The sequence below is a fragment of the Planotetraspora sp. GP83 genome (assembly GCF_041262585.1).
Lineage (GTDB): Bacteria > Actinomycetota > Actinomycetes > Streptosporangiales > Streptosporangiaceae > JAOEGB01.
This window is the reverse complement of sequence record NZ_JBGCBZ010000006.1, coordinates 275,829-302,723: the sequence shown is the minus strand read 5'-3', so window position 1 is coordinate 302,723 and position 26,895 is coordinate 275,829. Positions and strand designations below refer to the sequence as shown.

The window sequence follows — 26,895 nt, the reverse complement described above, 5'->3', positions numbered from 1 at the left end:
ACATGAGTCAGCTTCCGTTGCGGGCGCAGCTCGCCAGTGCTCTGGGCCGCACGGCCGCGACGCTGTCCAGGGCCACCGGACGTGGCGACGGTTCGGTGATCGGCGGCAGGCTTGGGCTGATGCTGGAGCCCGACCTGCTGCGCAAGCTCGCGGCGGACCGCAAGCTCGCCCTGGTCAGCGCCACGAACGGCAAGACGACGACCACGCGTCTGATCACCTCGGCGCTCCAGGAGTTGGGGGACGTCGCCACCAACGCGTTCGGCGCGAACATGCCCGCCGGGCACGTGTCGGCGCTGTCGTCCGCGAAGGCCGCGCCGTACGCCGTGCTGGAGGTCGACGAGAAGTACCTTCCCGAGGTCCTCGACACGACCAACGCCGGGATCGTCTGCCTCATGAACCTGAGCCGCGACCAGATGGACCGCGCGGCCGAGATCTGGCTGCTCGCGCAGAAGTGGCGCCGGGCGCTCGACGGCAAGCCCGCCCACGTGATCGCCAACTGCGACGACCCGCTGGTGACCTGGGGGGCCTCGACGGCGGCCCGGGTGACGTGGGTCGCGGCGGGGCAGCGCTGGCGCGAGGACTCCTGGTGCTGCCCCGAGTGCGGAGGCCCGCTCGACCGGGGCGGATCCATGGCCGCCGGCCAGGGCGCCGCCACTCAGGGCACGGACTCCTCCTGGGCCTGCCGGGAGTGCACCTTCCACCGCCCCGAGCCCAACTGGGTGCTCGACGGCAACGAGGTCATCGACCCGCGCGGCCACCGCTGGCCGCTCGACCTGCAGCTTCCCGGCCAGGCCAACCGGTCCAACGCGGCGATCGCGCTGGCCACCGCGGAGGCGCTCGGCCTGGACCCCGCCAGGGCCCTGCCGAGGCTGCGCACGGTGACGTCGGTGGCCGGGCGCTACACGACGGTCGAGCGCGACGGGCGCTCTCTGCGGCTGCTGCTGGCCAAGAACCCGGCGGGCTGGCTGGAGGCGTTCGACGTCGCCGACCCCGCCCTGCCCATCATCCTGTCGGTCAACGCGCAGGGGCCCGACGGCCGCGACACGTCGTGGCTGTGGGACGTGGACTACCGCATCCTCGGGGGCCGTCCCGTGTACGTGGCCGGGGAGCGCCGTCTCGACCTGGCCCTGCGGCTCGACGTCGCCGGGGTCCCGTTCCAGCTCTGCGACTCGTTCGACCAGGCGGTGTCCGTGCTGGCGCCGGGCCGGATCGACGTGATCGCCAACTACACCGCGTTCCAGCAGATCCGAGCGGAGTTCGGCCGTGCAGTCTGAGTTGTCTATCGTCTGGATCTACCCGGACCTGCTGAGCACCTATGGCGACCAGGGCAACGTCCTGGTCCTGGAGCAGCGAGCCCGCGCGCGCAACATCCCCACGCGGACGGTCTACGTCCGCTCGTCCGACCCGGTGCCCCAGCAGGGCGACATCTACCTGATCGGCGGCGGCGAGGACCGGCCGCAGATTCTCGGCGCCGAGCGGCTGCGCAAGGACGGCGGGCTGCACGCCGCCATCAACCGGGGAGCCGCGCTGCTGGCGGTCTGCGCGGGCTACCAGATCATGGGTTCGGTCTTCGGCGGCGAGGAGGGCCAGCCGGTGCCCGGCATCGAGTTGCTCGACATCAGCTCGGGCCGCGGCGAGCGGCGGTCGGTCGGCGAGCTGGCCGCGGACGTCGACCCCGCGCTGGGCCTGCCGACGCTGACGGGCTTCGAGAACCACATGGGTGTGACGAGGCTCGGCCCCGGCGTGCGGCCGCTGTCCCGGACGATCGTCGGCACGGGCAACGGCGACGGCACGGAGGGGTGCTACGCGGGCAAGGTCATCGGCACCTACCTGCACGGTCCGGCGCTGGCCCGTAATCCCGCTCTCGCCGACCTGCTGCTCACGTGGGCCGCCGGGCCGCTCGCGCCCATGGACGACACCTGGTATCAGCGGCTCAGAGACGAGCGCCTTCGCACCGTCATCCCGCGATGAATCACGGTCGCCAAGGTGTGCATGATCACGGCGAAGGGGGGCTAATACACGAGGGCCTGGACGTCGGGCGCGAGGACTTCCTCCACGAACGTCGACGCGCCGGCGATGCGGACGCCGTCGATCACGTCGTCGACGGTGATGTCCCGGCGCGCGGCGCACTGGGTGCAGAGGGTGACCCGGCCACCGACGAGCACCGCGTCGAGCAGGTCCGCCAGCGGCGCGGCCTCCGCGAGGGTGAACTCCTTGGCGCGGCCGGGCAGCGAGAACCACGCCGACTCGCCCGTCAGCCAGAGTGACACGGGGACGCCGCTCGCCAGGGCGGCCGCCGCTACGGTGAACGCCTGGTTGCAGCGCTCCGGGGCGTCCGCGCCGGCCGTCACTTTGATCACCAGTGATCGTGCCATGGTGGCAGCCTAGTCGGCGGTTGGTATGCCCGCGTCAGCGCATGCCGTACAAGTCGGTATAAATCGATAAGCCGCCATGTGGCCAGGTCGCGAGCGCGCACGATGATCGGCTCGCCGGGGCCTCTAAGCTCGTGTCCCATGGACGTACATCCCGACCTCGAGCCGATCGCCTTCCTCCTGGGCCGCTGGGAGGGAGCCGGTGTGATCGGCTATCCCACCATCGAAAGCGCGAACTTCGGCCAGGAGGTGGTGTTCGGGCACAACGGAAAGCCGTTCCTGACCTACCGCAGCCGGACCTGGCTGCTGGACGCCGAAGGCAACAAGGTCCGCCCGCTGTCCACCGAGACGGGCTTCTGGCGGATCCAGCCGGAACGTCAGATCGAGGTCTGCCTGGCCCACCCCACCGGCATCGTGGAGATCTACGTGGGGGAGGTCGTCTTCCACAAGATCGAACTGCGGACCGACATCGTCGCCCGTACGGCCACCGCCAAGGAGTACACCGCCGGTCACCGGCTGTATGGCCTGGTCAACGGCAGTCTCATGTACGCATACGACATGGCGGCCATGGGGCACCCGCTGCAGTCCCACGCCTCCGCCGAGCTGAAGAAGGTGGCGGACTTCACGCCCGAAGACTGAATCACCCGTCACACCCGCGGATCCCGAAGGCATAAAAGAACCCCGGGCGTGCTCCGCCTCCTGATGAGGCGGGCCGGCTGGACCATGGACGGAGAGAGCTCTCCGACCGCCGGCTGCCCGGGGTTCCGGTGTCTGTCGAGGATTCGCCGGGACGTCGTACGACATCCAGACGGAAGGTCCAGATGGACGACGTCCTAGCGGACAGCCACCTCGCTAGTCCAACAATGACTAACCATTATTCGGACCACCTCCCTTCTGCGTGCTTGCAGGTTATGTGAGCGAATCAAGAGCGGCAAGCGATTAATCGCCGAGGTTGGCGATCACCCCGCGACCGGGGCCGGTCAGGCCGCATAAACTCTGGCCATGGCCGAGACTTGGCACGAGGAGCTGCGGTCGCGCGGCTACCGGATCACCCCGCAGAGGCAACTCGTGCTGGAGGCGGTCACCGCGCTGGGGCACGCCACGCCGGAGGACATCTGCGGCCGGGTCCAGGAGACCGCCCGAGGGGTGAACATCTCCACGGTCTATCGCACCCTCGAGCTGCTGGAGGAGCTCGGCCTGGTCACGCACACCCATCTCGGCCACGGCGCGCCCACCTACCACCTCGCCTCGGAGGCCGACCACGTCCATCTCGTCTGCCGGGGGTGTGGCGAGGTGACCGAGGTGGCTCCGAAGCTCGTCCACGGCCTCGTCGAGACTCTGGACAGCGAGCTCGGCTTCGCGACCGACGTCCGCCATCTCACCGTCTTCGGCCGCTGCCGCAAGTGCCACTGACCCCGCCGCCGCCCGGCTCGCGCGGTCCAGTGCGTACGGCTCGCACGGCATGATCACGAAGAACGAACGGCCTGCTTAGATGGATGTTATGGGAACCTGCGCATGATCACGCGCGGTGGGTGGGCTGGTCGGGCGGCCACTCCGGGAATCTCCGCATGATCACGCGGGATGGGGGCGCGAGGGACCTAATAACCTTGAGGCATGCGGAGCCCTTTGCTTGACACGCCGGGAGCCGTCGCCGCCGAGGCGCCGGACGAGACCATTGCGGGCCACTACGGCGATCCCTACGCCGAGCAGCGTGCGCTCGCGAGCGGACAGGCGCTGGTCGACCGGAGCAACCGTGAGGTCGTGCGGATCTCCGGCGCGGACCGGCTGCGCTGGCTCAACGACCTGAGCTCGCAGAAGCTCGACACCCTCGCACCGGGCGCCCCGGCGCAGACCCTGTTCCTGGACGCGCAGGGCCGGGTCGAGCACCATCTCACGCTCGTGGACGACGGCGAGGCGGTGTGGGGGCACGTGGAGCCCGGCACGTCGGCCGAGCTGATCGCGTTCCTGGAGAAGATGCGGTTCATGCTGCGGGTCGAGGTGGCCGACGTGACCCCCGACTACGCCGTGGTGACCGTCGCCGCCCCCGGTGAGACGTCAGGCGCCGCCGCCCCGCCGGACGGGACCGTCGCCATCGGCGGCGACCTGCTCGTCCCGCGTGAGCGGCTGGCCGGCGTGGCGTCGGACCTCGGGCTGCGCCTGGCGGGGATCTGGGCCTACGAGGCGCTGCGTATCGAGGCGCACATGCCCCGGCTCGGGTTCGAGACCGACCACAAGACCATTCCCCACGAGCTGGGCTGGATCGGGACGGCCGTGCATCTCCAGAAGGGCTGCTACCGGGGGCAGGAGACCGTCGCGCGCGTCCACAACCTCGGCCACCCGCCGCGCCGGCTCGTGTTCCTGCACCTCGACGGCAGCGTGGACGTGCTGCCGCCGCATGGCGCTCCGGTGACTCTCGGCGTGAGCACTCCGGCCGAGGCCGATCCGGAGGCGGCCGTCGAGGGCGCAGCCGAGCCGGGCCAGATCGGGTTCGTCGGCTCGTCCGCGCGGCACTACGAGCTGGGGCCGATCGCCCTCGCGGTGGTGAAGCGGACCGTCCCCGTGGAGATCGACCTGCTGGCCGGCGGCGTGGCCGCGACCCAGGAGGTCATCGTGCCGCCGGACGCGGGTCGCAACGTGGCGATCGACCCCGCCCTCAGGCGCCGGATCCGCTGACGCCCGGCCCCGCGCGGGCGACCCAGGGGACGTTTCAGACATCCAGGACGAGGGTGATCGGGCCGTCGTTGGTCAGGGACACCTTCATGTCGGCGCCGAAGACGCCCGTCTCCACCCGTGCGCCCAATGAGCACAGCTCGGCGACGACGGCCTCCACCAGCGGCTCCGCCACCGGCCCGGGAGCCGCCGCCTGCCAGGTCGGGCGGCGGCCCTTCCGGGCGTCGCCGTACAGGGTGAACTGGCTGATCACGAGCAGCGGCGCGCCGATGTCGGAGCACGACTTCTCGCCGTGCAGGATGCGCAGCCCCCAGAGCTTGCCGGCGAGCCGGGCGGCCTCGGCCGGCCCGTCGGTGTGGGTGACGCCGACGAGCACGAGCAGGCCGGGCTCGTCGATCGCGCCCACGACCTTGCCCTCGACCACCACCGACGCGGAGCTGACCCGCTGAACGACCGCACGCATGGCCCCGCATTCTGCCACGTATGACCTCTTCGTAGACTGCCCGTCATGTCCGAACTGGTCGTCGAAGTGGTCCGCTCCGGGTTCGTCGAGTCCGTCCACAGGGCACGGGTCCACGCCGTGGACGCCGGGGGCTCCCCAGTCATGGTCCACGGTGACACGTCGAGCCTGGCGTCTCCCCGCTCGTCGATGAAGCCGCTGCAGGCTCTCGCCATGGTCCGGGCCGGCCTGGCGCTGGAGAACGAGCTGCTCGCGCTGGCCTGCGCCAGCCACAGTGGCGAGCCGTACCACATCGACGGGGCGCGGAAGATCCTCGCCGGGGCGGGGCTCGACGAGACCGCCCTGCGCTGCCCGGAGGACCTCCCGCTCGACACGGCCGCCATGCACCAGGTCATCCGCGAGAACGGCGCGCCCAGCAGGATCTACATGAACTGCTCGGGCAAGCACTCCGCGATGCTCGCCACCTGCGTGGCGAACGACTGGCCGATCGAGGGATACCTGGACCCGGGCCACCCCCTGCAGAGGGCGATCCGGGCCACGGTCGAGGAGCTGACCGGCGAGCGCGTCGCGGCGACCGGGGTGGACGGCTGCGGCGCCCCGCTGTTCTTCGTCTCGATGGCCGGCGTCGTCCGGGCCTTCCGCCGGTTCACGCTCGCGGCTCCCGGCAGCCCGGAACGGCGCATCGCCGACGCGATGCGCGCCTATCCGCAATGGACGAGTGGTACGGCACGGCCCGAGGCGGAGCTCATGCGGGCGATCCCGGGCCTCATGGTCAAGGCAGGCGCCGAGGCGTTCGACGCCTTCGCCTTCGCGGACGGCCGCGCCGGTGCCGTGAAGGTGGAGGACGGCGGCTACCGGGCCCGCGTGCCGGTCACCGTGGCCGCCCTCCGGGCCCTCGGCCTCGACGCTCCGGAGCTTGCCGGGCTCGCGACCACGCCGCTGTTCGGCGGAGGCCGCCCGGTCGGCGAGGTCCGCGTCCGCCCGGCTTGAGTCACCGGCTCAGAGAGAGCGGAGCTGGCGTGAGGTGGAGATCGCGCCCGAGGTCGTCATGGTGAAGGTCCGCATCGAGCCGGCGAACTTGGACAGGTCCCACTCCGCCGGCCCGTGGTACCAGTACAGGTTGTCGGCCGGGTGGCCGTTGCCGTTGATCGAGGTCACCACGCGGGCCCACCGGTCCACGCAGTCGAAGATCACCGCGTACGGCAGATAGCGGGAGAACAGCTCGATCCGCTGAGCCGGCGGCACGTCGCCGATCTCCGCCGAGTACAGGTAGTCCCGGAATCCGATCGTGTGGGCGAGGGCGGCGGCGCCCTTGGCGGTCTTGGCGGGCATGTACTGGCCGCCGACGGCCAGCGCCGCCCCCGCCATGATCACGGCCGGCCCGAGCAGGCCGTACATGGTGAGCCAGGCGAGCAGCGCCGTGGCCACGACGCCGAGCCCGATGACGGCCACGCCGACGTTGGTCCATCGGGACCTCACCGAGTCGGGCCGCCTGGCGAACCATCCCTGCGTGACCACGTCGCGGTAGAGCGCGTCGCGGACCCTGCCGAGCCCGGCCGTGAAGGACCCGTGGAGCTGCGACAGGAGCACGGCGTCCCGCCCGTCGAAGATCGCGTCGTAGAGCGCGCGCTCGTACGGCAGCAGGCCGCTCAGCGCGGCCTGTGGCAGCAGGCTGCTCGCGGGAGCCTGGGCCGGCTTGACGAGCCGCCAGTCCGGGGCGTCGTAGGCCTGCCGCGGCTGCTCGTCGATCCTCAGGTAGCCACGGACGGCGAGGTCCACGATGGTCGCCGTCACGTCGACCACGTCGGCCTGCTCGTCGAAGAGGGTGCCGATCTGTCCGGGCCGCACGCCGTCCGGCGGTGAGAACTGGCCGTTGTGGAGGCCGCTGACCGTGCCGGACTCGCTGCCGACCACCCGGGCGTCCCGTCCGCGCGTCCAGTACAGCAGGCCGACGCCTCCGAGGAGCAGGAGCAGCAGCAGCGCGAGCGCCCCGCCGGTTACCGCGTTCAGGGTGAACGCGTTCGCCAGCTCGAAGCGGCGCTCCAGGATCGGCCCGGCTCCCGTGGCGCCCTTCTGGTAGCCGACGATCACGGTGAGGGTCTGCCCCGGCCCGAGGCCCTGCTGCTCGAACGTGGCCGCTCCGCCGGTCTCCTCGATCGAGGCCGCGGTGCAGGGGATCGCCGAGGTGAGCTCCCCGGCGAAGCACGAAAGGTTCTGAATCTTCCCTGGACCGCTGACCCGCGCCGTCGCGTGCCGTACCGGCCCGGCCACGGCGAACCAGCGCAGCTCCTCGCCGGTCGCGAGGGGGGTGATCGCGCCGGCCACGTCATACTCCACCGTGCCGCTGCCCGTGATCGTCAGCGTCTCGCCGTCGAAGGAGGCGCCCTTGACGTTCGAGATCCGGTAGAGGCGGTCATGGCCGTCGTCATAGCGGGTCCGGGTGAGCGGGGTCCGCTCGACCGGCCCGCCGGACAGTGTGACGGTCTCCTCGACGTGGAGCACGCCGTCCCCGCGAAGCTCCATGGTCACGTCATCCTCGGTGACGGTCCCCGAGGTCAGCGCCTCGGCATGGGCGGGGGCGGCCACGAGGACGGCGAGCAACACGGCGAGCCCGATCCTGCGGGCACGGTCGACCATGAGCCAGCACCCTATCGGTCCCTTCTTGTACGGCTGACGCGCTCGATAGGCTTACTCGTCATGGGCCGGACCCGTCTGTACCGCAATGGAACCCTGGAGGCCGAGGGGTTTCCGGTCGCCGACGTCTCGGAGCATCTCAAGGACCCCTCCGCCGTCGTGTGGTTCGACATGTGCGAGCCCACGAGGGAGGAACTCCAGGAGATCAGCGAGGAACTGGGCCTGCACGAGCTCGCCGTCGAGGACGCGCTTCAGCACAAGCAGCGGCCCAAGCTGGACGTCTACGAGAGCCACAAGTTCCTCAACATCTACGTCGCCGAGTTCGACCCCCGGACAGGACGGCTGGACATCACCGAGGCGTCGGCCTTCATCACGACACACGCCCTGGTCACCGTGCGGAACTCCGAGCGGTTCTCGATCGACGAGGTGACCAGGCGCTGGGACGAGTCGCCGAGCCTCGCCGAGCACGGCGTCGCCTTCCTCGTCCACGGGCTGCTCGACTACGTGGTGGACAGCCACTTCGTCGCGGTGGAGGCGATCGACGAGCAGATCGAGGCGCTGGAGGAGACGGTTTTCGACGAGCGGCCGGTCGGCCCCGCCGACCAGCGGCGCACCTTCGAGGTGCGCAAGAGCCTGGTGACCCTGCGCCGGGTCGTGATGCCGATGCGGGAGGTTGTCAACACGCTGATCCGCCGCAACACCGAGATGGGCGACGGGGTGATGGCCCCTTACTTCCAGGACGTGTACGACCAGGTGCTACGCGCCACCGAGTGGACGGAGTCGCTCCGTGACATGGTGGGCAACATCCGCGAGGCGCATCTCACGATGCAGAGCAACCGGATGAACCTGATCATGAAGAGGGTGACGAGCTGGGCGGCGATCATCGCCGTACCCACGATGATCACCGGCTTCTACGGGCAGAACATCCCTTTTCCTGGCTTCGGCCATCCCTGGGGCTTCTGGATGTCCATGGCCGCCATCGTGGTCGTCTCGGCCGTTCTCTACCGGTCGTTCCGCAAGCGCGACTGGCTCTGACCGGGGGGCGCCGCGTCCGGGCCCGCGGTGCCCGTCAGTGGATCAGACTCTCTGCCACAGAGCCGGTACGTTCGGTGGCTCCCAGCCGACTTGGGCGGTGTGGGTCTGGACGCACCGGTAAGTCGCGCCGCCGTAGGTCACCGTGGCGCCCACTGTGTACGTGGTGCCCGCGGCCCAGGTCCCTCCTGGATTCGGCGCCGTGGGGGTGGGGGTCGGAGTCGGGGTCTTGGTCGGGGTCGGAGTCGGAGTAGGCGTGGGGGTCGGGTTGCCGCCACCGCCGCCGATCTGGAGATCGACGCACGAGTAGAAGGCATTGACCGTGTCGGCGATGTTCCAGATGGCCAGGACCTTCTGCCTGCCGCTGTAGCCCGCCAGGCTCACGTTGTGCGAGACCGTCGCGCCGGGCTGCCTGCCTCCGTCGTTGAACACCGCGATCCGGGTGTTGCCGATGTAGTACTCCCACGTGCTCGTGGAGTGCCTGGCCGTCAGCGTCCAGTTGAAGGTGACACTGCTGCCGACGGACGTGGCCGGCCAGGGCTTGCTCTCGTCACTGAGCTGGGCGAACCGGGCGACGCCGCCATGGCAGTTGCGCTGCCCCTTCGGCCCTTCCACGCTCTGCGGCTCGTAGATGATGTCGCCGCAGTTGGGGACGCGCCCTTGGGCGCAATTGGCCTGCCGGCTCGGCGGCGACGAGATGTACCCGTGAGCCATCGCGGGTGAGGCGACGAACAGTGTCGCCGCGACGGCGACCAGGCTCACCGTGACGAAGGTGATTGATCTTCGCATGTAGTGCTCCTTCACGAAGGGGGTTTGGAGGAATATAAAAGAAAGTTTCTTAACGGTAAATGCCTCGGTGACCGCTCATTTCCCGATGCTGTCAGGAATGCGAGATCGCGTTTCCAGGGCCCCTACGCGAGCAGGCGAGCCGCCGCGGACGGGTCAACGCCGAATGGATCAAGCTCCAGACGGCGTTGTTTTCGCGGCGGGTCTACTAGTGTCGTCAGCACCCGGCAGGGCTGGATCACGGTGCCTCGACGCACCGTCTTACTGCGGACGAGGTGAACGTGGTCGCGGCAGACACCCAGCGGACCAGCGCGGACGGCAAGGGCAGGAAGGGCTCCTGGTTACGTGAGTATCCGGTCCTCATCGTCGTGGCCCTGGGTCTGGCGTTGCTGATCAAGTCGTTCGTGGTGCAGGCGTTCTACATCCCGTCGGAGTCGATGCAGAACACCCTCCTCGTCAACGACCGGGTGCTGGTGAACAAGCTCGTCTATCACGTCCGTGACATCGAGCGCGGCGACATCGTCGTCTTCTCGGGCGTCGACTCCTGGGATCCCGAGGTCCCGTACGAGGAGCCCGGTAACCCGATCGCCGGGTTCTTCCACTGGGTGGGCACCGCGTTCGGCGTCGTCCCGGGCGAGAAGGACTACATCAAGCGGGTCATCGGCGTGCCGGGTGACAACGTCAAGTGCTGCGATTCCAAGGGGCGGATCACCGTCAACGGCACCCCGCTCAATGAGTCCTACCTGTATCCGGGTGATGTTCCGTCAGATACGTCCTTCGACGTCACCGTGCCGAAGGACCGGCTGTGGGTGATGGGCGACCACCGATCCCTCTCATTTGACTCGCGGCGTCACACGGGCGATCCCGGCGGCGGCACGATCCCCATGGACAAGGTGATAGGACGGGCCTTCGTCCTCGTCTGGCCGTTCGACCGGGCCAAGGTCCTGCCGATTCCCGAAACGTTCGCCCGGCTGGCACCGTAAGTGGCCGCGAGCCGGGGAGTGGTCACCAGGGGCCGTAGGGGCCCTGGTTGCCGCCGCCGCGGTACTCGTTCACCGCGGGCTTCACATCGGCCATGTAGATGCCCGAGGCGATGACCGACACGATCGTGAAGATGTTGAGCTGGCCGAAACCGACGCCGATGTAGCCGCTCGCGGCCACGAGCGTGAAGAACGTCGCGAGGCCGAGGAAGACCAGCCAGAGGGGCTTGGTCAGCTTGCCCGCCGCCTGGAACGCGCGCGCCGGAGTCCTGAGCGCGTGCACGAGGGCCCACACCGCCAGGACGAACGCCGCGATGGCGAGGCCCCAGAAGATGTAGTCCAGCAGGCTGTAAAACATCGGCACTCCCGCTAGTCCATGGTCAGTCGCGGCCCCAGCCTAGTCGTACAGAACGCGAAACGGCCCGCCCCCGCGGGTGCGGGAGCGGGCCGGGCGGTCCTTGCGCAGGATCTCGGCCGGTCTCGCGGCCGATCCCTCTGCCCGGCCTGGGCCGAACTCGGGGCACGGTCGCGCCGTTGGGCCCGGTGGCCGGATGAGACCTGATCCTCGCCGGGAACCGGTCGTCCCCGCCGTCAGGCGCGGCTGACCGGCTTGGTGCGCGGGGTGGGCTTCTTCGTGGTCGCTTCGGCGGCGATCGCGGGCTCGGCGCTCTCGGAGACCTCCTCGAGCTCCAGCGCGGCCTCGCCGCTGACCTTGCTCACGATCTTGCGGCCGCGCAGCGCGAGGTCCTCGTAGACCTCGGTGAACTTCGCGGCGGCGGTGTCGGCGTACTCCTTGGCCTTCTCCGGGAGGTCCTTGGCGACGGCCTCGGCCTTGTCCTGGACGGTGACGGCGTACGCCCGAGCCCTGATGGGAAGGTCCTTGGCCGTCTCGCGCAGCTCCTCCCGGCGGGACTGGAGCCTCTGCAGCTGCTCGGGCAGCTCGCGCAGCTTCTCGACGGCGAGGTCACCCGCGCCGGTGAGCGCGTAGAACGGCTTGGACTCGGTGATCTTCCTGACCTCGGTGGCGAGAGTCATGGGCTATCCTTCCTTCGTTTCCGGTGTGACGCCGTTACGCGAGGGAACCGGGTCGTCCCCGAAAGTCTCGGCCGATTGCGGCGGCCGGGCGGAGTCGTCGGCCCGGTTCTCCTTGCGGAACGACTCGTAGATATCGATGAGCACCTGGCGTTGCCGCCCGGTGAGTGTGACGTCGGCCCGGACCGCGGCCAGCACGTCGCTGTCGGGCTCGCGGTCCTCGATGAGGCCCGCCTGCACGTACAGCGCCTGAGCCGAGATGTGCAGACCCTTCGCGATCTGGTTCAGGATCTCGGCGCTCGGCTTGCGCAGGCCCCGCTCCACCTGGCTCAGGTAGGGGTTGGACACCCCCGCCTGGGCGGCGAGCTGGCGCAGAGAGATCTTCGCCTGCTGCCGCTGCTGGCGGATGTATTCGCCAAGCGAGCCGACCTTGGGCAGTTCCATGTCCCATAGTCTGCATGCTGGTGCTTGCAATTGCAAACTCGGCGGTAAACACCAGCTAGCACCCAAGGCTCAGCCAGGAATCAGCCAAAGCAGAGGCGCGGAGGCGGCCAGCACGACCGATCCGGCCAGGATCAGGAACCGGTGGTACGCCGGGAGGCCGATGCCCGGCTGGACCAGCCGGTTGACCCGCGCCATCACGTTCGCCCCGGCGGAGGCGCCCAGCGCTCCCTGCGGGGTGGGAATGGCGGCGGCGGTCCCGAAGCGGAGCAGGGCGGTGGCCAGCCGCTTGGGGCAGCAGTGCCGGCGGGCCCGGTCGTCGGCCGCCATCTCGACGAGCAGCCCCACGGAGGCGTGCGCGTCCCGCACGACCTTCGACCACGGCAGCGCCCGGCGCAGCGCCGCGAACGGCAGGAGCACGAGGTCGTGCCGCTCCCGCACGTGCGCGGTCTCGTGTGCGAGCACGGCCTCCAGCTCGCCGGGCGAGAGGAGGCTCAGCGTGCCGTCGCTGATCACCACCTGCGACCTCAGCCCCGGCAGGCAGTAGGCCGCGGCGCCCGGGTGGTCCACCACCCTGACCCCCGGTACGGCCGGCTCGTCGCGGGCGATGAGCGACAGCAGCACGCGGTGCCGGTGCCGGGCGCGGAACGTCTGCGCGCCGGCGGCCAGCAGCACCACGACGAGTACGGCGAGCATGGTCAGCCCGGTGACCAGCGCACCCATCCCGACCAGGTCGTGCGGCTCGCGCACGCCGTACTCCAAGGTCGTCAGGAAGGCGGCGAGCCCGTGGACCACGCCCTGTCTGTACGGCTCCAGCGCGTACGCGAGCAGGGCGCCCGTGGAGGCGAGCCCCCAGGTCACGCCGAGGGACTGCCAGAGCAGTATGGCCGTGCGAGGGGCACGCCACGTCCAGCGCGCCGAGGTCAGCCGCCAGGCGGCGACGGCGCAAACCGTGGCGAGGGCCGCTAAGACAGCCGCCGCGATCACTGCTCCTCCAGCTCCGTGAGGGCTTTTCGCAGGATTTCGGCCTCGGACCCGGATACAGCCTGGGCGAAGCGCGTCAGCGCCGCGTCCCGGTCACCGGTCATGTCCAGGGCTTCGAGCATGAGCTCGGCGACGTAGGCGTCGCGGCTCGCGGCGGGCTGGTAGCGCCAGGCGCGCCCATCCCGGGTGCGGCTGAGGAACCCCTTGCGGGAAAGTCGGTCGAGCACGGTCATCACCGTGGTGGGCGCGAGGTCGCGGTCCTCGATCAGGCGGCCGACCTCGCGGGCCGTCAGGGGGGCGTTCTCCGCCCAGAGAATGTCCATAATGGTGCGTTCAAGCTCGCCGAGACCCTTCACGTCATTCAGCCTACCCGGGGTAGTACTACGTCCTGTAGAGAGGTGAACACCGTGAAGATCATTTTGGCTGAGGGCGACATCACCGAGCAGAGCGTGGACGCGATCGTCAACGCCGCCAACTCGTCGCTGATGGGCGGCGGCGGGGTCGACGGGGCGATCCACCGGCGTGGCGGTCCGGAGATCCTCGAGGAGTGCCGGGCTCTGCGCGCCTCGCGTTACGGGAAGGGCCTGCCCACCGGCCAGGCGGTCGCGACCACGGCCGGCCGGCTCCCGGCCCGATGGGTGATCCACACCGTCGGTCCCGTGTACTCGCGGAGCGAGGACAGGTCCCATCTGCTGGCCTCCTGCTATCGGGAGTCGCTGCACGTCGCCGACTCGCTGGGAGCCGCGACTGTGGCGTTCCCCGCCGTGTCCACCGGGATCTACCGGTGGCCGATGGAGGACGCCGCCCGCATCGCCCTGTCGGCGGTACGGCAGGCCGGGTCGGGTGTCGCCCAGTCCGCCGTGCGTGAGGTGCGCTTCGTGCTGTTCAACCCCGGAGCCTATGCGGTCTTCGAGCGGGCCTTGGAGCAGATGGGGTAAGTGTTCGGTTAAGTCTCTTGCCCGCCGCTTTGGGGGCTGCGCTGGGCCGCGATCACAGCCACTTCATCATGTAGATCTCGTCGCGGTCGTCGCCGGGAGACAGGCGGATCGAGCGGGGGACTCTGCCGACCTCGCGGTAGCCGAGGCTCGCGTAGAAACCGTCCACTCCGGTGCCGCCGCGGCACGTGAGCTGGAGCATCTCCAGCCCGAGCCCTCTCGCGGCGTCGTCGGCGGCCAGCATGAGCTCCCGCCCGTAGCCCTTGCCCTGGTGCTTCGGGTGGACCATGACGCGCAGGACCCACCGCCAGTGCGCCCGCAGCCCCGACTGGCTGTCCGCGAGGATCAGCCACGACGCGACCCGGCCGTCGTCGTCGAAGCCGACGAGGGGGTCGTTGCCGGTCCCGGAGAACGACCTTTCGGCTGTGGGCCTGATGTCGTCCGGCGTCACGGGCGGCACGAACCCCACGGCTCCGCCCGCGTTGGTCACCTCGGTCCAGCAGTGCAGGAGGTCCTCGAACAGCTCGGGCGTCATCTCCGGTGCCAGGACGAAGCGCATGGCCCGACGTTACCAATCCATGGTGAACGGAAGACTCGGGGGAGTCCCTTGCGGATCTTCGGTGCCATGGACACACGGCGGACCGGGGTTCGAGACCCTCGGCGGCTATGGACCCACGGCGGACCAGGGGAGCGTCAGCTCGCCGAGGCGCCACCGCGACGGGCCGCCGGCGGGCGGCGCCGTGGCGACCGGCCAGTCGCGCGCCAGCAGTTCGGCCGCCCTGATCCAGCGCTGGCGGTGGCCATACGAGCCGAAGGGCGCGCAGGTCGCCCAGGCCCGGTCCCAGTCCGCGAGGAACGCATGAATCGGCTCTCCGGAAACGTTGCGGTGGATGAGCGTCTTGGGCAGCCGCTCGGCCAGGTCGGAGGGCCGTTCGAAGCCGGTGAAACGGGCCGCGAAGGTGAGCGTCCGGGGGCCGTCGTGCCCGAGCGTGGCCCACACGGCCCGATGGCCGATCTCCGAGCACGTCCCCTCGACGATCACGCCGGCCGGGTGGATCCGGTCGCGCAGCAGGCCCCAGTATTCCCAGGCCGCCGCCTCGCCGTACTGCCTGAGCACGTTGAAGGCGCGCACGACCATCGGCGGCCTGGCGACCGGCAACTCGAACCCGCCCCTCGCGAAGGAGAGCCCTTCCCGCTCGTACGGCCTGGCCGCCGCCACGCGCTCGGGGTCGATCTCCACGCCCACGACCTCCACCGATGGGCACACCCAGCGCAACCTGGTGAAAAGCTCATATGTCGTGATGTGGGAGGCTCCGTAGCCGAGGTCCACCACCAGCGGCTTCTCGTCCGCCCACGACCTGAGCAACGGACCGTGGACCGCGGCGATCCAGCGGTCGGACCGCCGCAGCCGGTTGTGCCCCGTGGTCCCGCGAGTGATCGTCCCGATGGGCCGCGTCCCCGGGCGCGGCCTCACGCCCGTTCCGGCACGCGGTACACCTTGTGCTGGGCCGCCTGCGCGCGGGGCCGTACGACCAGCCGGTCGATGTTCACGTGAGACGGCCGGGTGACGGCGAAGGCGATCACGTCGGCGACGTCGTCGGCGGTCAGCGGGCCGGGGACGCCCTCGTAGACCTTGGCGGCCTTCTCGGCGTCGCCACGGAAGCGGGTCAGCGAGAACTCGTCGGTCTGGACCATGCCGGGCGCGATCTCGATGATCCGCAGGGGCTCGCCCACGAGCTCCAGCCGCAGCGTCTCGGTCATCGAGGTCTGAGCGTGCTTGGCCGCGCAGTAACCGCCGCCGCCCTCGTAGGAGACCAGCCCGGCGACCGACGTGAGCATCAGCAGGACGCCGTCGCCCGACTCGATCAGCTTGGGGAGCAGGGCCTTGGTCATCCGCAGCGAGCCCAGCACGTTCACGTCGTACATCCGCTGCCAGTCGTCCAGCAGTCCCTGCGCGACCGGCTCCAGGCCGAACGCCCCACCGGCGTTGTTGATCAGGACGTCGCAGCGCTCCAGCGAGGCGGCGAAGGCGTCCACGGACTCCTGCGAGGTCACGTCCAGCGTGGCCGGGCGGATCGCCGGGACCTCGGCGGCCAGCTTGTCCAGCCGGTCACGCCGCCGGGCCGCCGCCACGACGTCGAACCCCTCGGCCGCGAGCCGGCGGGCCGTCGCCTCACCGATGCCGCTGCTCGCGCCGGTCACCACTGCGGTCTTGGTCATGGTTCGCCTCCAAACGCTTGGACGGGCCAACATCCTCGCAGGAGTCCCCCCGCGAGGCCGACCGGAGGGATCTCGGGAATCTTGTGGAGATCTTTCTTGTTAGAGCACTCTCGGAGGTGGTTCGGGTGACGCTCAGACGGCGTCGGGTCAACCGGGTCGCGACGATCAGCGTGCACACATCCCCGCTGGACCAGCCGGGCACCGGCGACGCGGGAGGCATGAACGTCTACATCGTCGAGGTGGCCAAGCGGCTCGCGGCGCTCGGCACGGAAGTGGAGATCTTCACCCGGCAGACGGCCCGCGACCTCCCTCCCGTGGCGGAGATCGCCCCCGGCGTCCTGGTCCGCCACGTGACCGCCGGGCCGTACGAGGAGCTCGACCGGGCCGACCTCCCCGGCGAGCTGTGCGGGTTCCTCTCCGGCGTGCTGCGGGCCGAGGCGATGTACGACCCGGGCCGCTACGACCTGATCCACTCCCACTACTGGCTGTCCGGCCAGGTCGGCTGGCTCGCCAAGGAGCGCTGGGGCGTGCCGCTCGTGCACACGATGCACACCATGGCCAAGGTCAAGAACCTCCTGCTGGCGGACGGCGACAAGCCCGAGCCGCCCATGCGGGTGCTCGGCGAGGAGCAGGTCGTGGAGATCGCCGACCGCGTCGTGGCCAACACCACGGCCGAGGCCGAGGAGCTGATCGAGCTCTACAACGCGCCGGCCGAGCGCGTGGCCGTCGTGAACCCCGGTGTGAACCTGACCGTCTTCCAGCCCGCGTCCAAGGGCGCCGCCCGGCACCGGCTCGGCCTGCCGCAGGACGCCCACGTGTTGCTGTTCGTCGGCCGCATCCAGCCGCTCAAGGCTCCCGACGTGCTCCTCAAGGCGGCCGCGCGGATGCTTGAGCACAACCCCGCCCTGAGGTCGCGGCTCGTCGTGGCCTGCGTCGGCGGCCCCAGCGGCAACGGCCTGGCCCGGCCGTCGCTGCTCACCGACCTCGCCGCCGAGCTCGGGATCTCCGACGTCGTACGGCTCGCGCCCCCGGCCCCGCAGTACGAGCTGGCCGACTGGTACCGCGCCGCCGATGTCACCGTGGTCCCGTCCCACAACGAGTCGTTCGGCCTCGTCGCGCTGGAGTCACAGGCGTGCGGCACCCCCGTGGTCGCCGCGGCCGTCGGGGGGCTGCGCACGGCCGTCAAGGACGGGATCTCCGGGGTCCTCGTCGAAGGCCACGACCCGGACGACTGGGCCGAGGCACTGGGCCGGCTCGTCGACCGCCCGGCCTGGCTCGACTTCCTGTCCGGCAACGCCGTACGGCACGCCACCGGCTTCGGCTGGTCCGCGACGGCCGGCCGTCTGCTCGACGTGTACGCGGAGGCCATGGCCCAGCAGCATCGGATGCCCCTCGCGGTCAACTCGTAGGCTGGAGACCATGAGATCCGATCCCGCAGGCCGTGATTTGGAAGGCCGCGATTTGGAAGGCGTGGTGGAGTCCGCGCTGAAGTCCGCTGAGCTGTCCTACGAGCGGCCCAAACCGGGGGCGTTCCTCGTCAAGCTTCCCGGCCAGCACAAGCTGGTTACGCTCACGTGGCTCGTCATCGGCGACCAGGCGCTCAACGTCGAGGCGTTCTTCTGCCGCCAGCCCGACGAGAACCACGCCGAGTTCTACCGCTGGCTGCTGCTCAAGAACGGTTCGATGTACGGCGTGCACTTCGCCGTCGATCCGATCGGCGACGTTCACCTCGTCGGCCGCGTTCCGCTCGACGCGGTGACGGAAGAGGAGATCGACCGTGTTCTCGGCTGCGTGCTGACCTACTCCGACGAGTCGTTCGACCGGGCCCTGGAGCTGGGCTTCGCGTCCTCGATCCGGCGGGAGTGGGAGTGGCGGGTGAAGCGAGGGGAGTCCCTGGCCAACCTGCAGGCGTTCGCCCGCGTGGTCGACTCGTGACACGCTCTCGGTAAAGCGGGGCGAAAGCCGTACGCCGTTAGGATTGGCGGCATGGCGACTTTGGTGCTGCTGAGGCACGGCGAGAGCGAATGGAATGTCAAGGGCCTGTTCACCGGCTGGGTGGACGTCACACTCTCGCCCACCGGCGAGGAGGAGGCGCGCCGGGGCGGGCAACTGCTCCTTGACGCGGGCATCCGCCCCGATGTGGTGCACACCTCCGTGCTCACCCGGGCGATCAAGACGGCCAACCTCGCGCTGGAGGCGGCCGACCTGCTGTGGCTGCCGGTGCGCCGCTCCTGGCGGTTGAACGAGCGCCACTACGGCGCCCTGCAGGGCAAGGACAAGGCCCAGACGCGGGCGGAGTTCGGCGACGAGCAGTTCATGCTGTGGCGCCGGTCCTACGACGTCCCGCCGCCGCCGATCGCGGACGACGACGAGTTCTCCCAGTTCGGCGACCCCCGGTACGCCCTGCCGTCCGAGCTGATCCCCCGGACCGAGTGCCTGAAGGACGTCGTCGGCCGCATGCTGCCGTACTGGTACGACGAGATCGTTCCGGACCTGGCGGCCGGCAACACCGTGCTGGTGGTGGCGCACGGCAACTCCCTGCGCGCCCTGGTCAAGCACCTTGAGGGGATCAGCGACGAGGACATCGCCGCTCTCAACATCCCGACAGGCATCCCGCTGCGCTACGAGCTGGACGACGACTTCCGGCCCATCGGCGAGGGCCGGTACCTCGACCCCGAAGCCGCCCGAGCCGCCATCGAAGCCGTGGCCAACCAGGGCAAGAAGTAACTCCACCCTTCCACCCTGGAGCCCACCCATGTCACCTGGGTTGGGCTCCAGACCAAAAAGGGCGCCCGAGCCCGCCGCGCCGGAGGCGCGGCAGAAGGCATACGAAAGCCCCGGCCCCCCGAGGACCGGGGCTTTCGAGCTTGGGGGTCAGGCCGCGTCGTCCGAGCGGGTGCCGGTGACCAGGTAGACGACGTCGCGGGCGACGCGGACGGCGTGGTCGGCGTAGCGCTCGTAGAAGCGGCCGATCAGGGTGATGTCGATGGCGGCCTCGATGCCGTGGCTCCAGTCCTTGGCGAGGAGGACGCGGAACAGCCGCCGGTGCAGCCGGTCCATCTCGTCGTCGTCGTCCTCCAGCTCCTTGGCGACCTCGATGTCGCGGGACGCGATGCAACTGCCGGTCTTGGTGATCAGATCCTCGGCGATGGCGCCCATCCGCACGATGGTGTCGCGCAGCTCGGCGGGGATGGCCGACTCGGGGTGCCGCATCCTGGCGATCTTGGCGATGTGCTCGGCGAGGTCGCCCATGCGCTCCAGGTCGGCAGCCATCCGCAGAGCGGTCACCACGGTGCGCAGGTCGACGGCGACGGGCTGCTGCGTCGCCATGACCTCGTAGATCGACGTCTCGATCTCGGCGTAGATCCGGTCGACCTCGGCGTCCTGAGAGATCACGCTCTCTGCGAGCTGCAGGTCGGCGTCCAGCAGCGCCGTCGTGCCCCTTGACATGGCGGACCGGACAAGGCGGGTCATCTCGACCAGCCGGTCCGTGAGGGATTCAAGCTCATCGTGGTAGGCGTCGCGCATGCCGTTACGCTACGCGTGAATTCGTGAACGAACCCCGACCAGTAAATGAACTTTTCCGGAAACACCATGGTCATGCGCTATCCGGCAGTCCGGAAGATGAGAAACGCCGCCTAGCATTTGAGCGTGAACGAGTTGCTGGCGAGCCTAGCGGCGATGGGCGGATTCGTCCTCGGCTCCTTCGTCATGCTGGCGATCCGACGACAGACCGACAAGGCGCAGGAACCGGAACCCGTTGACGACATGCTGTCTCCGGGCGTGGCGTCCGTCCTGGCGGTGCTTCCATCCTCGGCGGTCGTCCTGGACCGCGAGGACCGGGTGCTCCGGGCCAGCTCGGCCGCCCGCGCCTTCGGGTTGGTCCGGGGAGATTCCCTCATGGCCGCCGAGTTGCTGGCTCTCGCCAGGAAGGTCCGGAGGGACGGCGAGATCCGCGAGAGCGAGATCGAGACGGCCGGCCGTAAGTTCGGCCAGGAGTCGACGACCTTCGCCGTCCGGGTCGCGCCGCTGGGATCCCACGGCCAGGTGCTGGTCCTCGCGGAGGACCAGACCGAGCGCCGCAGGGTCGAGGCGGTCCGGCGCGACTTCGTCGCCAACGTGAGCCACGAGCTCAAGACGCCGGTCGGCGCGCTGAGCCTGCTGGCGGAGACGATCCAGGACGCGGCCGACGACCCCGAGGCGGTCACCCGCTTCGCGGGGCGCATGCAGCACGAGGCGGCCCGGCTGACCTATCTGGTGCAGGACCTCATCACGCTGTCCCGGATCCAGGGCGGCGAGCCGATCCCGACCCCCGGGTGCGTCCCCATCGACGAGGCCGTCCACGAGGCCATCGACAGGTGCAACACCAAGGCGTCCTCCAAGGACATCACCCTCGTCGCTGGAGGCAGCGAGGGCCTGAAGATCTGGGGTGACGACGAACTCCTGGTGACAGCGCTGCGCAATCTCATCGACAACGCCGTGGCCTACAGCCCCGAGCACACCCGTGTCGTGGTGAGCGCCAGGCCCGCCGGAGGATCCGTCGAGATCAGCGTCAGCGACCAGGGCATCGGCATCCCGGAGAGCGCCCAGGAGCGGATCTTCGAAAGGTTCTTCCGGGTCGACGCGGCCAGGTCCCGGGCCACCGGTGGCACCGGGCTGGGGCTCGCGATCGTCAAGCACGTCGCCGTCGCCCATGGCGGCGAGGTGACCGTCTGGAGCAAGGAAGGCTCCGGCTCGACCTTCACCCTTCGCCTGCCCGCCTTCGGCGGGAAGGCCGTCGCCGAACCACGCACAACCATCCCCCTGGAGGCCGCGAAGTGACTCGGGTACTCGTCGTCGAGGACGAGGAGTCGTTCTCCGACGCCTTGTCCTACATGCTCCGCAAGGAAGGGTTCGAGGTCGCCGTGGCGGCCAGCGGCCCCGAGGCGCTGGACACCTTCGACCGCAACGGCGCCGACCTGGTGTTACTCGACCTCATGCTGCCGGGCCTGCCCGGGACGGAGGTGTGCCGATCGTTGCGGCAGCGCTCCAAGGTCCCGGTGATCATGCTGACCGCCAAGGACAGCGAGATCGACAAGGTCGTGGGTCTGGAGCTGGGCGCCGACGACTATGTGACCAAGCCGTTCTCGTCGCGTGAGCTCGTGGCCCGCATCCGGGCCGTGCTCCGGCGGCAGGGCGACGTGGAGGAGCTGGAGTCCGCGATCCTCGCCGCGGGCCCGGTTCGGATGGACGTCGACCGGCACATCGTGGCCGTCCGCGGCCAGCAGGTGCAGTTGCCCCTGAAGGAGTTCGAGCTGCTGGAGGTGCTGCTCCGCAACGCCGGCCGGGTGCTGACCAGAGGCCAGCTCATCGACCGCGTCTGGGGCGCCGACTACGTCGGGGACACCAAGACGCTCGACGTCCACGTGAAGCGGTTGCGGGCCAAGGTCGAGTCCGACCCGTCCAACCCGCGCTGCATCCTCACCGTCCGCGGCCTGGGCTACAAGTTCGACCCCACCGAGGAATGACCTGACCGCGAACTGACCGCGAGCTGAGCTGACCGCGAGCTGAGCTGACCGCGAGCCGAGCCTCACGAGCCTCACGAGCGGCGTGGAAACCCCTGTCCGGTACGGCATGCCGTACCGGACAGGGGTTTCGGCCTGCCAGGCGTGTTCAGGCGTGTCTAGGCGGCGGGGGTCGCCGAGCCGGAGGGGGCCGGGGTGGGCGTGACGCCGGTGGCCGGGGCGCTGGGCGACGAGATCGGGGCGCTCGGGCTCGCCGCCGGCTGCGCGGCGGGGGGCAGCGTGGCGAACTCGCGGCTCCGCGTGACGACCGGCACCGACAGCGCGATGTCGCCGGCGTTCTTGAACTGCAGCGTCAACTGCAGGCTCTCGCCGCCGCGCAGCGGCTGCTTGAGCCCCTCCACCGTGACCCCGGGCGTCTTGGCCAGCGTGTCGGGCGCCAGCTGGATCGGGCCTGGGGCCTTCACCGAGGTGGCCTGCTGCCCGTTCGACACGATGCCGGTCAGGGTGTCCGGGGTGCCCGTGCTGTTCACGAGGGTCAGGTAGAGCGGTGCCGAGCCTCCGGCGGCGATCTGGCCGCCCGCGTCAGGCCCGAGGATGAACGCCTGGCTGATCTTGACGCCGTTCTGGCCGTAGGCCGTGCCCGAGCCGGTGTCCTGGATCAGGACCCCTGCCTCGGTGGGCCTGTACGGGGTGTTGGTGTTGGCGTCGAACCCGGCGCCACACGCGGCCAGCGCAGGGATGGCGGCCAGGAGCGCGGCAACGGCGATCGCCCTGCGACGGCTGGTGCTGGTCACGGTTCGAGTTCTCCTTGGTGCGCACGTTTATGGGCAGGCTTCAGCCTATCCGCGCCACCTGTCGGTCTGGAGGCGGCTCCCTGGCCGCCGAACGCGCAGCAGTGCAGGTCATCCCGTATGTCGAGAATGGCGATTCACAGAGTTGAGCCGTTGTCAAGCCCTAAAACGAGGCTTTGACCTGCAGTTATGTTCCTTTCACTGTTCCGGGAGGCTGTAACCGCGTGGTACTCTGGAGTACAGCGGAAGGGGTACTCGTCACATGACTTTCCAGGTCGGCGACACTGTCGTCTACCCCCACCATGGGGCTGCTCGGATCGAGGCCATCACGACCCGAACCATCAAGGGTGAGGAAAAGACCTACTTGGTGCTGAAGGTCGACAAGGGCGACCTCACCGTCCAGGTGCCAGCTGAGAATGCCGAGCTCGTCGGTGTACGCGACGTCGTCGGCCAAGAAGGGCTCGAGCGCGTTTTCGACGTGTTGCGCATGCCGCACACGGAGGAGCCCACCAACTGGTCCCGCCGCTACAAGGCCAACCTGGAGAAGCTGGCGTCCGGCGACGTCAACAAGGTGGCCGAGGTCGTTCGCGACCTGTGGCGACGCGACAAGGAGCGCGGGCTGTCCGCGGGTGAGAAGCGGATGCTCGCCAAGGCGCGGCAGATACTGGTCAGCGAGCTCGCGTTGGCCGAGAAGACCAACGAGGACAAGGCCGAGGCCTTGCTCGATGAGGTGCTCAACTCCTGAACACGACATCGCCAAGGGTGGGCATCGGAGTCGATGTCCACCCTTTTGCGTCTGGCAGGGAGCTTCATCTGGCCGGCCTGCACTGGCCTGGTGAGACCGGGCTCGCGGGACATTCGGACGGCGACGTCGCCGCACACGCGTGCTGCGACGCTCTGCTCTCAGCCGCCGGCCTGGGGGACCTCGGCGGGCTCTTCGGCACCTCCGATCCCCGCTGGGCGGGCGCCTCGGGTGTCGTGCTCCTGGAGGAGACGGCCCGGAAGGTGCGGGCCGCCGGCTTCGAGATCGGCAATGTGGCCGTCCAGATCATCGGAAACCGCCCCAAGCTGGCGTCTCGCCGTACAGAGGCGGAGAAGGCGCTCGGGGCCGCCATAGGCGCTCCTGTGAGCGTGAGCGCCACCACGACGGACGGCCTGGGCCTCACCGGACGCGGAGAAGGCGTCGCGGCCATGGCAACCGCCCTGGTCTTTCAATGAATGGCTCGGTCCAAACAGACATGTCAACCGGAATGAGAGCAGAAGCGTCTCATTAGCACGTGGGCGGCGGCTCGAAACCTGGCGCGGAAACGGGTCGCCGCCCTCTTGTCTTTTTCGTTTGCCGGACGCATATTTCCCCGATGTGGGGTAGCCCACCTTCTGAGAGTGAAGGGGTCACCCTCAACGGGAGGTCGATATGACAATCCAGTCCATTCTTGGCGCCATCATCATCGGAGCGATCATCGGTGCTCTGGGACGTCTGATCCTGCCGGGCAGGCAGCAGATCGGTTGGATTCTGACCGTCGTCGTCGGCATCGTCGCGGCGCTGATCGGAACCGCCCTCGCCCAGGTTCTGGGCGTGAAGACCACCCCCGGCATCGACTGGATCGAGCTGGTCATGCAGGTGGTGCTGGCGGTCGTGGGTGTCGGCCTCGTCGCCGGTCTCCGCGGTCGAACGCGTGTATAAGGCTGGAGCGGGCGGTCACCCGCCCGCGTCCTAGCCCAAGAGGAAAGGCCCGGACGGCCCTCCCCGGACCGTCCGGGCCTTCCCCATGCCCTGCTCTTCCGGCCCAGCCAGGCGCCGGCCCGGCTCGCCATGGCCTGTCCGGGGGCGCCTGCCACGCTGACGGCCAAGGCGCGCCCCCATCCAGTTGGCGGGCGTGAGCGTTCCGCGTATCAGGTAGGCGGGCGCGGGGTGCTGCGCATACGGCCGGACGGCGGCGCCAGCGGCACACCGTCTTCGGTGCCGGTGCCGGTGCCGGGAGCGTCGTCGACGGCAGGTGCTCCGGCCCTCGAGTCGTACGGCTGCCGCCGTGTCGCGGTCCGCTCGTCCGGGTCGGCCACCTCGGCGGCGTGTGCCGGGTCGGGGGCGTGGGCGGCGTCGGGGCCGTGCGCCAGGGCGTCACGGATTTGCCGCATCGGCTGCGTGTCGACCCCCGTCTCGTCCGTCTCCAAGCTCTCGTCCGCCTGCGAACTGTCGTCCATCTCCGGGCTGAGGGAGGGGGCGGCGGAGGCTTCCGGGGAGCCGAATTCCGGCTTCGAGGCGGCCGCTGGGGCCTCCGTAGCGCCGTCGGCACCGTTGGCGTAGTCGGCCGGCTGCGAGGCAACGGACGCGGCCTCGGCAGCATGCGCGGCTTCTTCAGCAGCGGGAGCGGCTTCCGGAGCGTCGGAATCCGGCTCCGAAGCGGTTACCGGGGCTTCTGGGACTTCCGGACGCGGCTGGGAGTAGCGGCGCGCTATCGCTTCGGCGGCCTCGCCGTACCGTCTTGACAGCTCCGCGGAAGCCTCGTCCGACGCCGCGACGATCGGTACGGCGGCGCCAGGCTGGTCCTCTTCGCGTAACGGCTGGGTTTCCGCAGCGGTCTCAGGGGTGCGATCACGTCCCGAAGGGCTGTCCTGGCCGCCCGGAGCCTCCTCTTCGGCGGCAGGCGTGCTGGTGCCGGGGGCTGAAGGCGCTTCTTCCTGCGCGGGGGTCTCGCCGGGCCCCTTGGGGCGGGGGTGGACGAGCACATCGCCCGTGTGGGGACGGACGAAATCGCCCCAGCGGATGGGACGGTTCCGCTTCGGGGCCGTCGGCCGCGCGGGCTCAGACGGTGGCGGCAGCGTGCCCAGTGGTGGAAGCTCGTCCACCGGTGGCGTCTGGGGAGCCGCTGTCGGAGGCACCACCGGCATGACGTCGGGCTCGGCAGCCTCGGAGTCGGCAGGCGGCGCGTAGTCATCATCGGACTCGACGCCAACGAGCGGCCTGCCGGGTGCCGATCCGCCGCCCACATTGGGGCGGCCGGTTTCGGATTCGGCTTCCACATGCGGCTGGCGGGGTTCCGCGTCGGTGTCCACATCGAGCCCGCCAGTATCGGCGTCGCGGCCCCCGAACGGCGAGTTCGCGTCATGGCCGGACTCGGAGGTGGGAGTGACCGGCAGTGGCGGGGCGTACTCCGGTGGGGCGACGGTCTCGGCCACCGGGCTCACCGGTAATGGCGGGGCGTAGTCCGGCGGGGCCACGGCCTCGGGAACGACGGTGTAGGGCGCTGTGGGGCCCTGGGCCGCACTGACCCTGCGAGACTCCCGCTCGCCGTCGAAGGGCACGATCTCACCCGCGTCTGCGACATCGTCAAGGTCGGCCCGGCTGGCCCGCGCGTGTTTGAGGAGGATGAGCAGCATCCAGAGCCCCAGGGCCAGCATCACCCACGGCAGCAGGGCGACGACGATCGCCGCTTGGCGCGGGTCGAAAGTAGCCCCGGCGGCGGAGGCCACCGTCGCCGCGGCGGCCGCCGCCAGGAGGAGGAGCAGCACGAGGCTCGCCTGCAGCCGCACCAGAAGCCGCCCGCCGCCCAGAAGCAACACGCTGACCAGGGCGACGACCAGGAGGGCGTCGAAAGCGGTCGGGTACAAGTAGGCGAGACGTGGTTGCGCGTGGCCCGTGATGGCGAGGGCACGCAGGTCGTCGAAGGAGAGCGCGCACGCCGCCCCTGTGAGCACGGCGACGGCGAGGCCGGCGAGGCCGATCGCGAGGCGGCGCAGCAGCAGCGGAGCGCCTGCGGGCGTAGGTCGGGACGGGCGGGAGGCCATGCCTGCCGCACCGGGGGGAGTCGCGTCCATGGCCTTCCGAGCCTACAGAATCGGTCCGACGATCGATCGTCACTGCGAAGGTCAGAAGCCTGGAGATCGAGACCTGACGAGCCTGGCCGTGCCGCGCGGAGCACCATATCGGGCGCTTCGGCAATCGACTCCCCTCGCCAGCGATAGGTGCGTTAAGCGGTTTCTCCGCTTATGGAGTGACTAATGAGTCCCAAGTGCCAGCCGTACGAGGTGAAAAGGCGACACCGCCTCCTTCACG

At 69.8% G+C, this 26,895-nt stretch carries 32 protein-coding genes; 17 read left to right on the top strand and 15 right to left on the bottom strand.

Features of this window, described 5'->3' with window-relative positions; translation table 11 throughout:
• Window positions 1-2 precede the first annotated feature (2 nt).
• Both ABH927_RS11740 and ABH927_RS11735 read left to right on the top strand, forming a co-directional pair.
• The gene (locus ABH927_RS11740; protein ID WP_370020724.1) at window positions 3-1,274 is read left to right on the top strand and encodes a MurT ligase domain-containing protein; all 1,272 of its coding nucleotides are present in this window, start codon (window positions 3-5) and stop codon (window positions 1,272-1,274) included.
• Window positions 1,264-1,971, top strand: a complete 708-nt coding sequence (locus ABH927_RS11735; protein ID WP_370020722.1) for a type 1 glutamine amidotransferase — start codon at window positions 1,264-1,266, stop codon at window positions 1,969-1,971. Before ABH927_RS11740 ends, ABH927_RS11735 begins: the two co-directional genes overlap by 11 nt.
• 41 nt (window positions 1,972-2,012) lie before the next feature.
• Here the strand turns inward: ABH927_RS11735 and ABH927_RS11730 are convergent, their stop codons facing one another.
• The gene (locus ABH927_RS11730; protein ID WP_261587853.1) at window positions 2,013-2,375 is read right to left on the bottom strand and encodes a DsrE family protein; all 363 of its coding nucleotides are present in this window, start codon (window positions 2,373-2,375) and stop codon (window positions 2,013-2,015) included.
• Between the two features lie 138 nt (window positions 2,376-2,513).
• Here ABH927_RS11730 and ABH927_RS11725 point away from each other — a divergent pair, with 138 nt between their 5' ends.
• The 3 genes from ABH927_RS11725 to ABH927_RS11715 all read left to right on the top strand — a co-directional run bounded on the left by ABH927_RS11725 (window position 2,514) and on the right by ABH927_RS11715 (window position 5,045).
• Window positions 2,514-3,011, top strand: coding sequence for an FABP family protein (locus ABH927_RS11725; RefSeq protein WP_370020720.1), 498 nt, complete (start codon window positions 2,514-2,516; stop codon window positions 3,009-3,011).
• A 363-nt stretch (window positions 3,012-3,374) separates the two neighbouring features.
• Window positions 3,375-3,785 carry a Fur family transcriptional regulator gene (locus ABH927_RS11720; RefSeq protein WP_370020718.1) on the top strand — a complete coding sequence of 137 codons (411 nt, stop codon included), beginning with the start codon at window positions 3,375-3,377 and terminating at the stop codon, window positions 3,783-3,785.
• 201 nt (window positions 3,786-3,986) lie between these two features.
• On the top strand, window positions 3,987-5,045 hold the full coding sequence (locus ABH927_RS11715) for a folate-binding protein YgfZ (RefSeq protein ID WP_370020717.1): 1,059 nt from the start codon (window positions 3,987-3,989) through the stop codon (window positions 5,043-5,045).
• A 34-nt stretch (window positions 5,046-5,079) separates the two neighbouring features.
• Here ABH927_RS11715 and dtd read toward each other — a convergent pair whose 3' ends face one another.
• Complete coding sequence (gene dtd / locus ABH927_RS11710) at window positions 5,080-5,505, bottom strand: D-aminoacyl-tRNA deacylase (protein WP_370020715.1); 426 nt, start codon at window positions 5,503-5,505, stop codon at window positions 5,080-5,082.
• A 45-nt stretch (window positions 5,506-5,550) separates the two neighbouring features.
• Between dtd and ABH927_RS11705 the strand changes: the two genes are divergently transcribed.
• The gene (locus ABH927_RS11705; protein ID WP_370020713.1) at window positions 5,551-6,492 is read left to right on the top strand and encodes an asparaginase; all 942 of its coding nucleotides are present in this window, start codon (window positions 5,551-5,553) and stop codon (window positions 6,490-6,492) included.
• 9 nt (window positions 6,493-6,501) lie between these two features.
• On the opposite strand, the gene ABH927_RS11700 is transcribed toward ABH927_RS11705, so the two are convergent.
• Complete coding sequence (locus ABH927_RS11700; protein WP_370020711.1) at window positions 6,502-8,139, bottom strand: DUF2207 domain-containing protein; 1,638 nt, start codon at window positions 8,137-8,139, stop codon at window positions 6,502-6,504.
• 60 nt (window positions 8,140-8,199) lie between these two features.
• Between ABH927_RS11700 and ABH927_RS11695 the strand changes: the two genes are divergently transcribed.
• Complete coding sequence (locus ABH927_RS11695; RefSeq protein WP_370020709.1) at window positions 8,200-9,171, top strand: magnesium transporter CorA family protein; 972 nt, start codon at window positions 8,200-8,202, stop codon at window positions 9,169-9,171.
• A gap of 42 nt (window positions 9,172-9,213) precedes the next feature.
• On the opposite strand, the gene ABH927_RS11690 is transcribed toward ABH927_RS11695, so the two are convergent.
• Window positions 9,214-9,957 (bottom strand): lytic polysaccharide monooxygenase, encoded by a 744-nt coding sequence (locus tag ABH927_RS11690; protein ID WP_370020707.1) that lies wholly within the window; start codon window positions 9,955-9,957, stop codon window positions 9,214-9,216.
• 278 nt (window positions 9,958-10,235) lie between these two features.
• Here ABH927_RS11690 and lepB point away from each other — a divergent pair, with 278 nt between their 5' ends.
• Complete coding sequence (gene lepB, locus ABH927_RS11685; protein ID WP_370020705.1) at window positions 10,236-10,937, top strand: signal peptidase I; 702 nt, start codon at window positions 10,236-10,238, stop codon at window positions 10,935-10,937.
• Window positions 10,938-10,959: 22 nt separating this feature from the next.
• Here lepB and ABH927_RS11680 read toward each other — a convergent pair whose 3' ends face one another.
• The 5 genes from ABH927_RS11680 to ABH927_RS11660 form a co-directional block, all read right to left on the bottom strand.
• Complete coding sequence (locus ABH927_RS11680) at window positions 10,960-11,292, bottom strand: DUF2516 family protein (RefSeq protein WP_370020703.1); 333 nt, start codon at window positions 11,290-11,292, stop codon at window positions 10,960-10,962.
• A 233-nt stretch (window positions 11,293-11,525) separates the two neighbouring features.
• A complete protein-coding gene (locus ABH927_RS11675) occupies window positions 11,526-11,969 on the bottom strand; it encodes a hypothetical protein (protein ID WP_370020701.1) in 444 nt (147 codons plus the stop codon).
• Window positions 11,970-11,972: 3 nt separating this feature from the next.
• On the bottom strand, window positions 11,973-12,410 hold the full coding sequence (locus ABH927_RS11670) for a helix-turn-helix domain-containing protein (protein ID WP_370020699.1): 438 nt from the start codon (window positions 12,408-12,410) through the stop codon (window positions 11,973-11,975).
• Window positions 12,411-12,479: 69 nt separating this feature from the next.
• Window positions 12,480-13,394, bottom strand: coding sequence for a M56 family metallopeptidase (locus ABH927_RS11665; protein WP_370020697.1), 915 nt, complete (start codon window positions 13,392-13,394; stop codon window positions 12,480-12,482).
• Window positions 13,391-13,747 (bottom strand): BlaI/MecI/CopY family transcriptional regulator, encoded by a 357-nt coding sequence (locus ABH927_RS11660; protein ID WP_370020695.1) that lies wholly within the window; start codon window positions 13,745-13,747, stop codon window positions 13,391-13,393. Before ABH927_RS11660 ends, ABH927_RS11665 begins: the two co-directional genes overlap by 4 nt.
• A 51-nt stretch (window positions 13,748-13,798) precedes the next feature.
• Here ABH927_RS11660 and ABH927_RS11655 point away from each other — a divergent pair, with 51 nt between their 5' ends.
• The gene (locus ABH927_RS11655; protein ID WP_370020694.1) at window positions 13,799-14,329 is read left to right on the top strand and encodes an O-acetyl-ADP-ribose deacetylase; all 531 of its coding nucleotides are present in this window, start codon (window positions 13,799-13,801) and stop codon (window positions 14,327-14,329) included.
• 52 nt (window positions 14,330-14,381) lie between these two features.
• Here the strand turns inward: ABH927_RS11655 and ABH927_RS11650 are convergent, their stop codons facing one another.
• From ABH927_RS11650 to ABH927_RS11640, 3 genes are all read right to left on the bottom strand, one after another.
• Window positions 14,382-14,885 (bottom strand): N-acetyltransferase family protein, encoded by a 504-nt coding sequence (locus tag ABH927_RS11650; RefSeq protein WP_370020693.1) that lies wholly within the window; start codon window positions 14,883-14,885, stop codon window positions 14,382-14,384.
• 105 nt (window positions 14,886-14,990) lie between these two features.
• A complete protein-coding gene (locus ABH927_RS11645; protein WP_370020691.1) occupies window positions 14,991-15,800 on the bottom strand; it encodes a class I SAM-dependent methyltransferase in 810 nt (269 codons plus the stop codon).
• Entirely contained in the window at window positions 15,797-16,546 is a 750-nt protein-coding gene (locus tag ABH927_RS11640; RefSeq protein ID WP_370020689.1) for an SDR family NAD(P)-dependent oxidoreductase, read from the bottom strand. The genes ABH927_RS11645 and ABH927_RS11640 overlap by 4 nt, the downstream gene beginning before the upstream one ends.
• Before the next feature lie 125 nt (window positions 16,547-16,671).
• On the opposite strand from ABH927_RS11640, the gene mshA reads away from it, so the two are divergent.
• Genes mshA through ABH927_RS11625 form a run of 3 tightly spaced genes read left to right on the top strand, consistent with a single transcriptional unit; the run spans window position 16,672 to window position 19,273 of the window.
• On the top strand, window positions 16,672-17,955 hold the full coding sequence (gene mshA, locus ABH927_RS11635; RefSeq protein WP_370020687.1) for a D-inositol-3-phosphate glycosyltransferase: 1,284 nt from the start codon (window positions 16,672-16,674) through the stop codon (window positions 17,953-17,955).
• A gap of 10 nt (window positions 17,956-17,965) precedes the next feature.
• Window positions 17,966-18,481, top strand: coding sequence for a YbjN domain-containing protein (locus ABH927_RS11630; RefSeq protein WP_370020686.1), 516 nt, complete (start codon window positions 17,966-17,968; stop codon window positions 18,479-18,481).
• Between the two features lie 51 nt (window positions 18,482-18,532).
• A complete protein-coding gene (locus ABH927_RS11625) occupies window positions 18,533-19,273 on the top strand; it encodes a phosphoglyceromutase (RefSeq protein WP_370020684.1) in 741 nt (246 codons plus the stop codon).
• A 147-nt stretch (window positions 19,274-19,420) separates the two neighbouring features.
• Here the strand turns inward: ABH927_RS11625 and phoU are convergent, their stop codons facing one another.
• On the bottom strand, window positions 19,421-20,074 hold the full coding sequence (phoU, locus tag ABH927_RS11620; RefSeq protein ID WP_370020682.1) for a phosphate signaling complex protein PhoU: 654 nt from the start codon (window positions 20,072-20,074) through the stop codon (window positions 19,421-19,423).
• Between the two features lie 153 nt (window positions 20,075-20,227).
• On the opposite strand from phoU, the gene ABH927_RS11615 reads away from it, so the two are divergent.
• Both ABH927_RS11615 and ABH927_RS11610 read left to right on the top strand, forming a co-directional pair.
• Window positions 20,228-21,367 carry a sensor histidine kinase gene (locus tag ABH927_RS11615; protein ID WP_370020821.1) on the top strand — a complete coding sequence of 380 codons (1,140 nt, stop codon included), beginning with the start codon at window positions 20,228-20,230 and terminating at the stop codon, window positions 21,365-21,367.
• Complete coding sequence (locus ABH927_RS11610; RefSeq protein WP_370020680.1) at window positions 21,364-22,053, top strand: response regulator; 690 nt, start codon at window positions 21,364-21,366, stop codon at window positions 22,051-22,053. Before ABH927_RS11615 ends, ABH927_RS11610 begins: the two co-directional genes overlap by 4 nt.
• A 155-nt stretch (window positions 22,054-22,208) precedes the next feature.
• Here the strand turns inward: ABH927_RS11610 and ABH927_RS11605 are convergent, their stop codons facing one another.
• A complete protein-coding gene (locus tag ABH927_RS11605; protein ID WP_370020678.1) occupies window positions 22,209-22,844 on the bottom strand; it encodes a copper chaperone PCu(A)C in 636 nt (211 codons plus the stop codon).
• A 259-nt stretch (window positions 22,845-23,103) separates the two neighbouring features.
• Here ABH927_RS11605 and ABH927_RS11600 point away from each other — a divergent pair, with 259 nt between their 5' ends.
• From ABH927_RS11600 to ABH927_RS11590, 3 genes are all read left to right on the top strand, one after another.
• Complete coding sequence (locus ABH927_RS11600) at window positions 23,104-23,586, top strand: CarD family transcriptional regulator (RefSeq protein ID WP_030510364.1); 483 nt, start codon at window positions 23,104-23,106, stop codon at window positions 23,584-23,586.
• A gap of 17 nt (window positions 23,587-23,603) precedes the next feature.
• Complete coding sequence (ispF, locus tag ABH927_RS11595; protein WP_370020676.1) at window positions 23,604-24,059, top strand: 2-C-methyl-D-erythritol 2,4-cyclodiphosphate synthase; 456 nt, start codon at window positions 23,604-23,606, stop codon at window positions 24,057-24,059.
• Between the two features lie 196 nt (window positions 24,060-24,255).
• Window positions 24,256-24,525 carry a GlsB/YeaQ/YmgE family stress response membrane protein gene (locus tag ABH927_RS11590; RefSeq protein ID WP_370020674.1) on the top strand — a complete coding sequence of 90 codons (270 nt, stop codon included), beginning with the start codon at window positions 24,256-24,258 and terminating at the stop codon, window positions 24,523-24,525.
• A gap of 209 nt (window positions 24,526-24,734) precedes the next feature.
• On the opposite strand, the gene ABH927_RS11585 is transcribed toward ABH927_RS11590, so the two are convergent.
• Window positions 24,735-26,657, bottom strand: coding sequence for a DUF2637 domain-containing protein (locus ABH927_RS11585; RefSeq protein WP_370020672.1), 1,923 nt, complete (start codon window positions 26,655-26,657; stop codon window positions 24,735-24,737).
• Window positions 26,658-26,895: the final 238 nt, after the last annotated feature.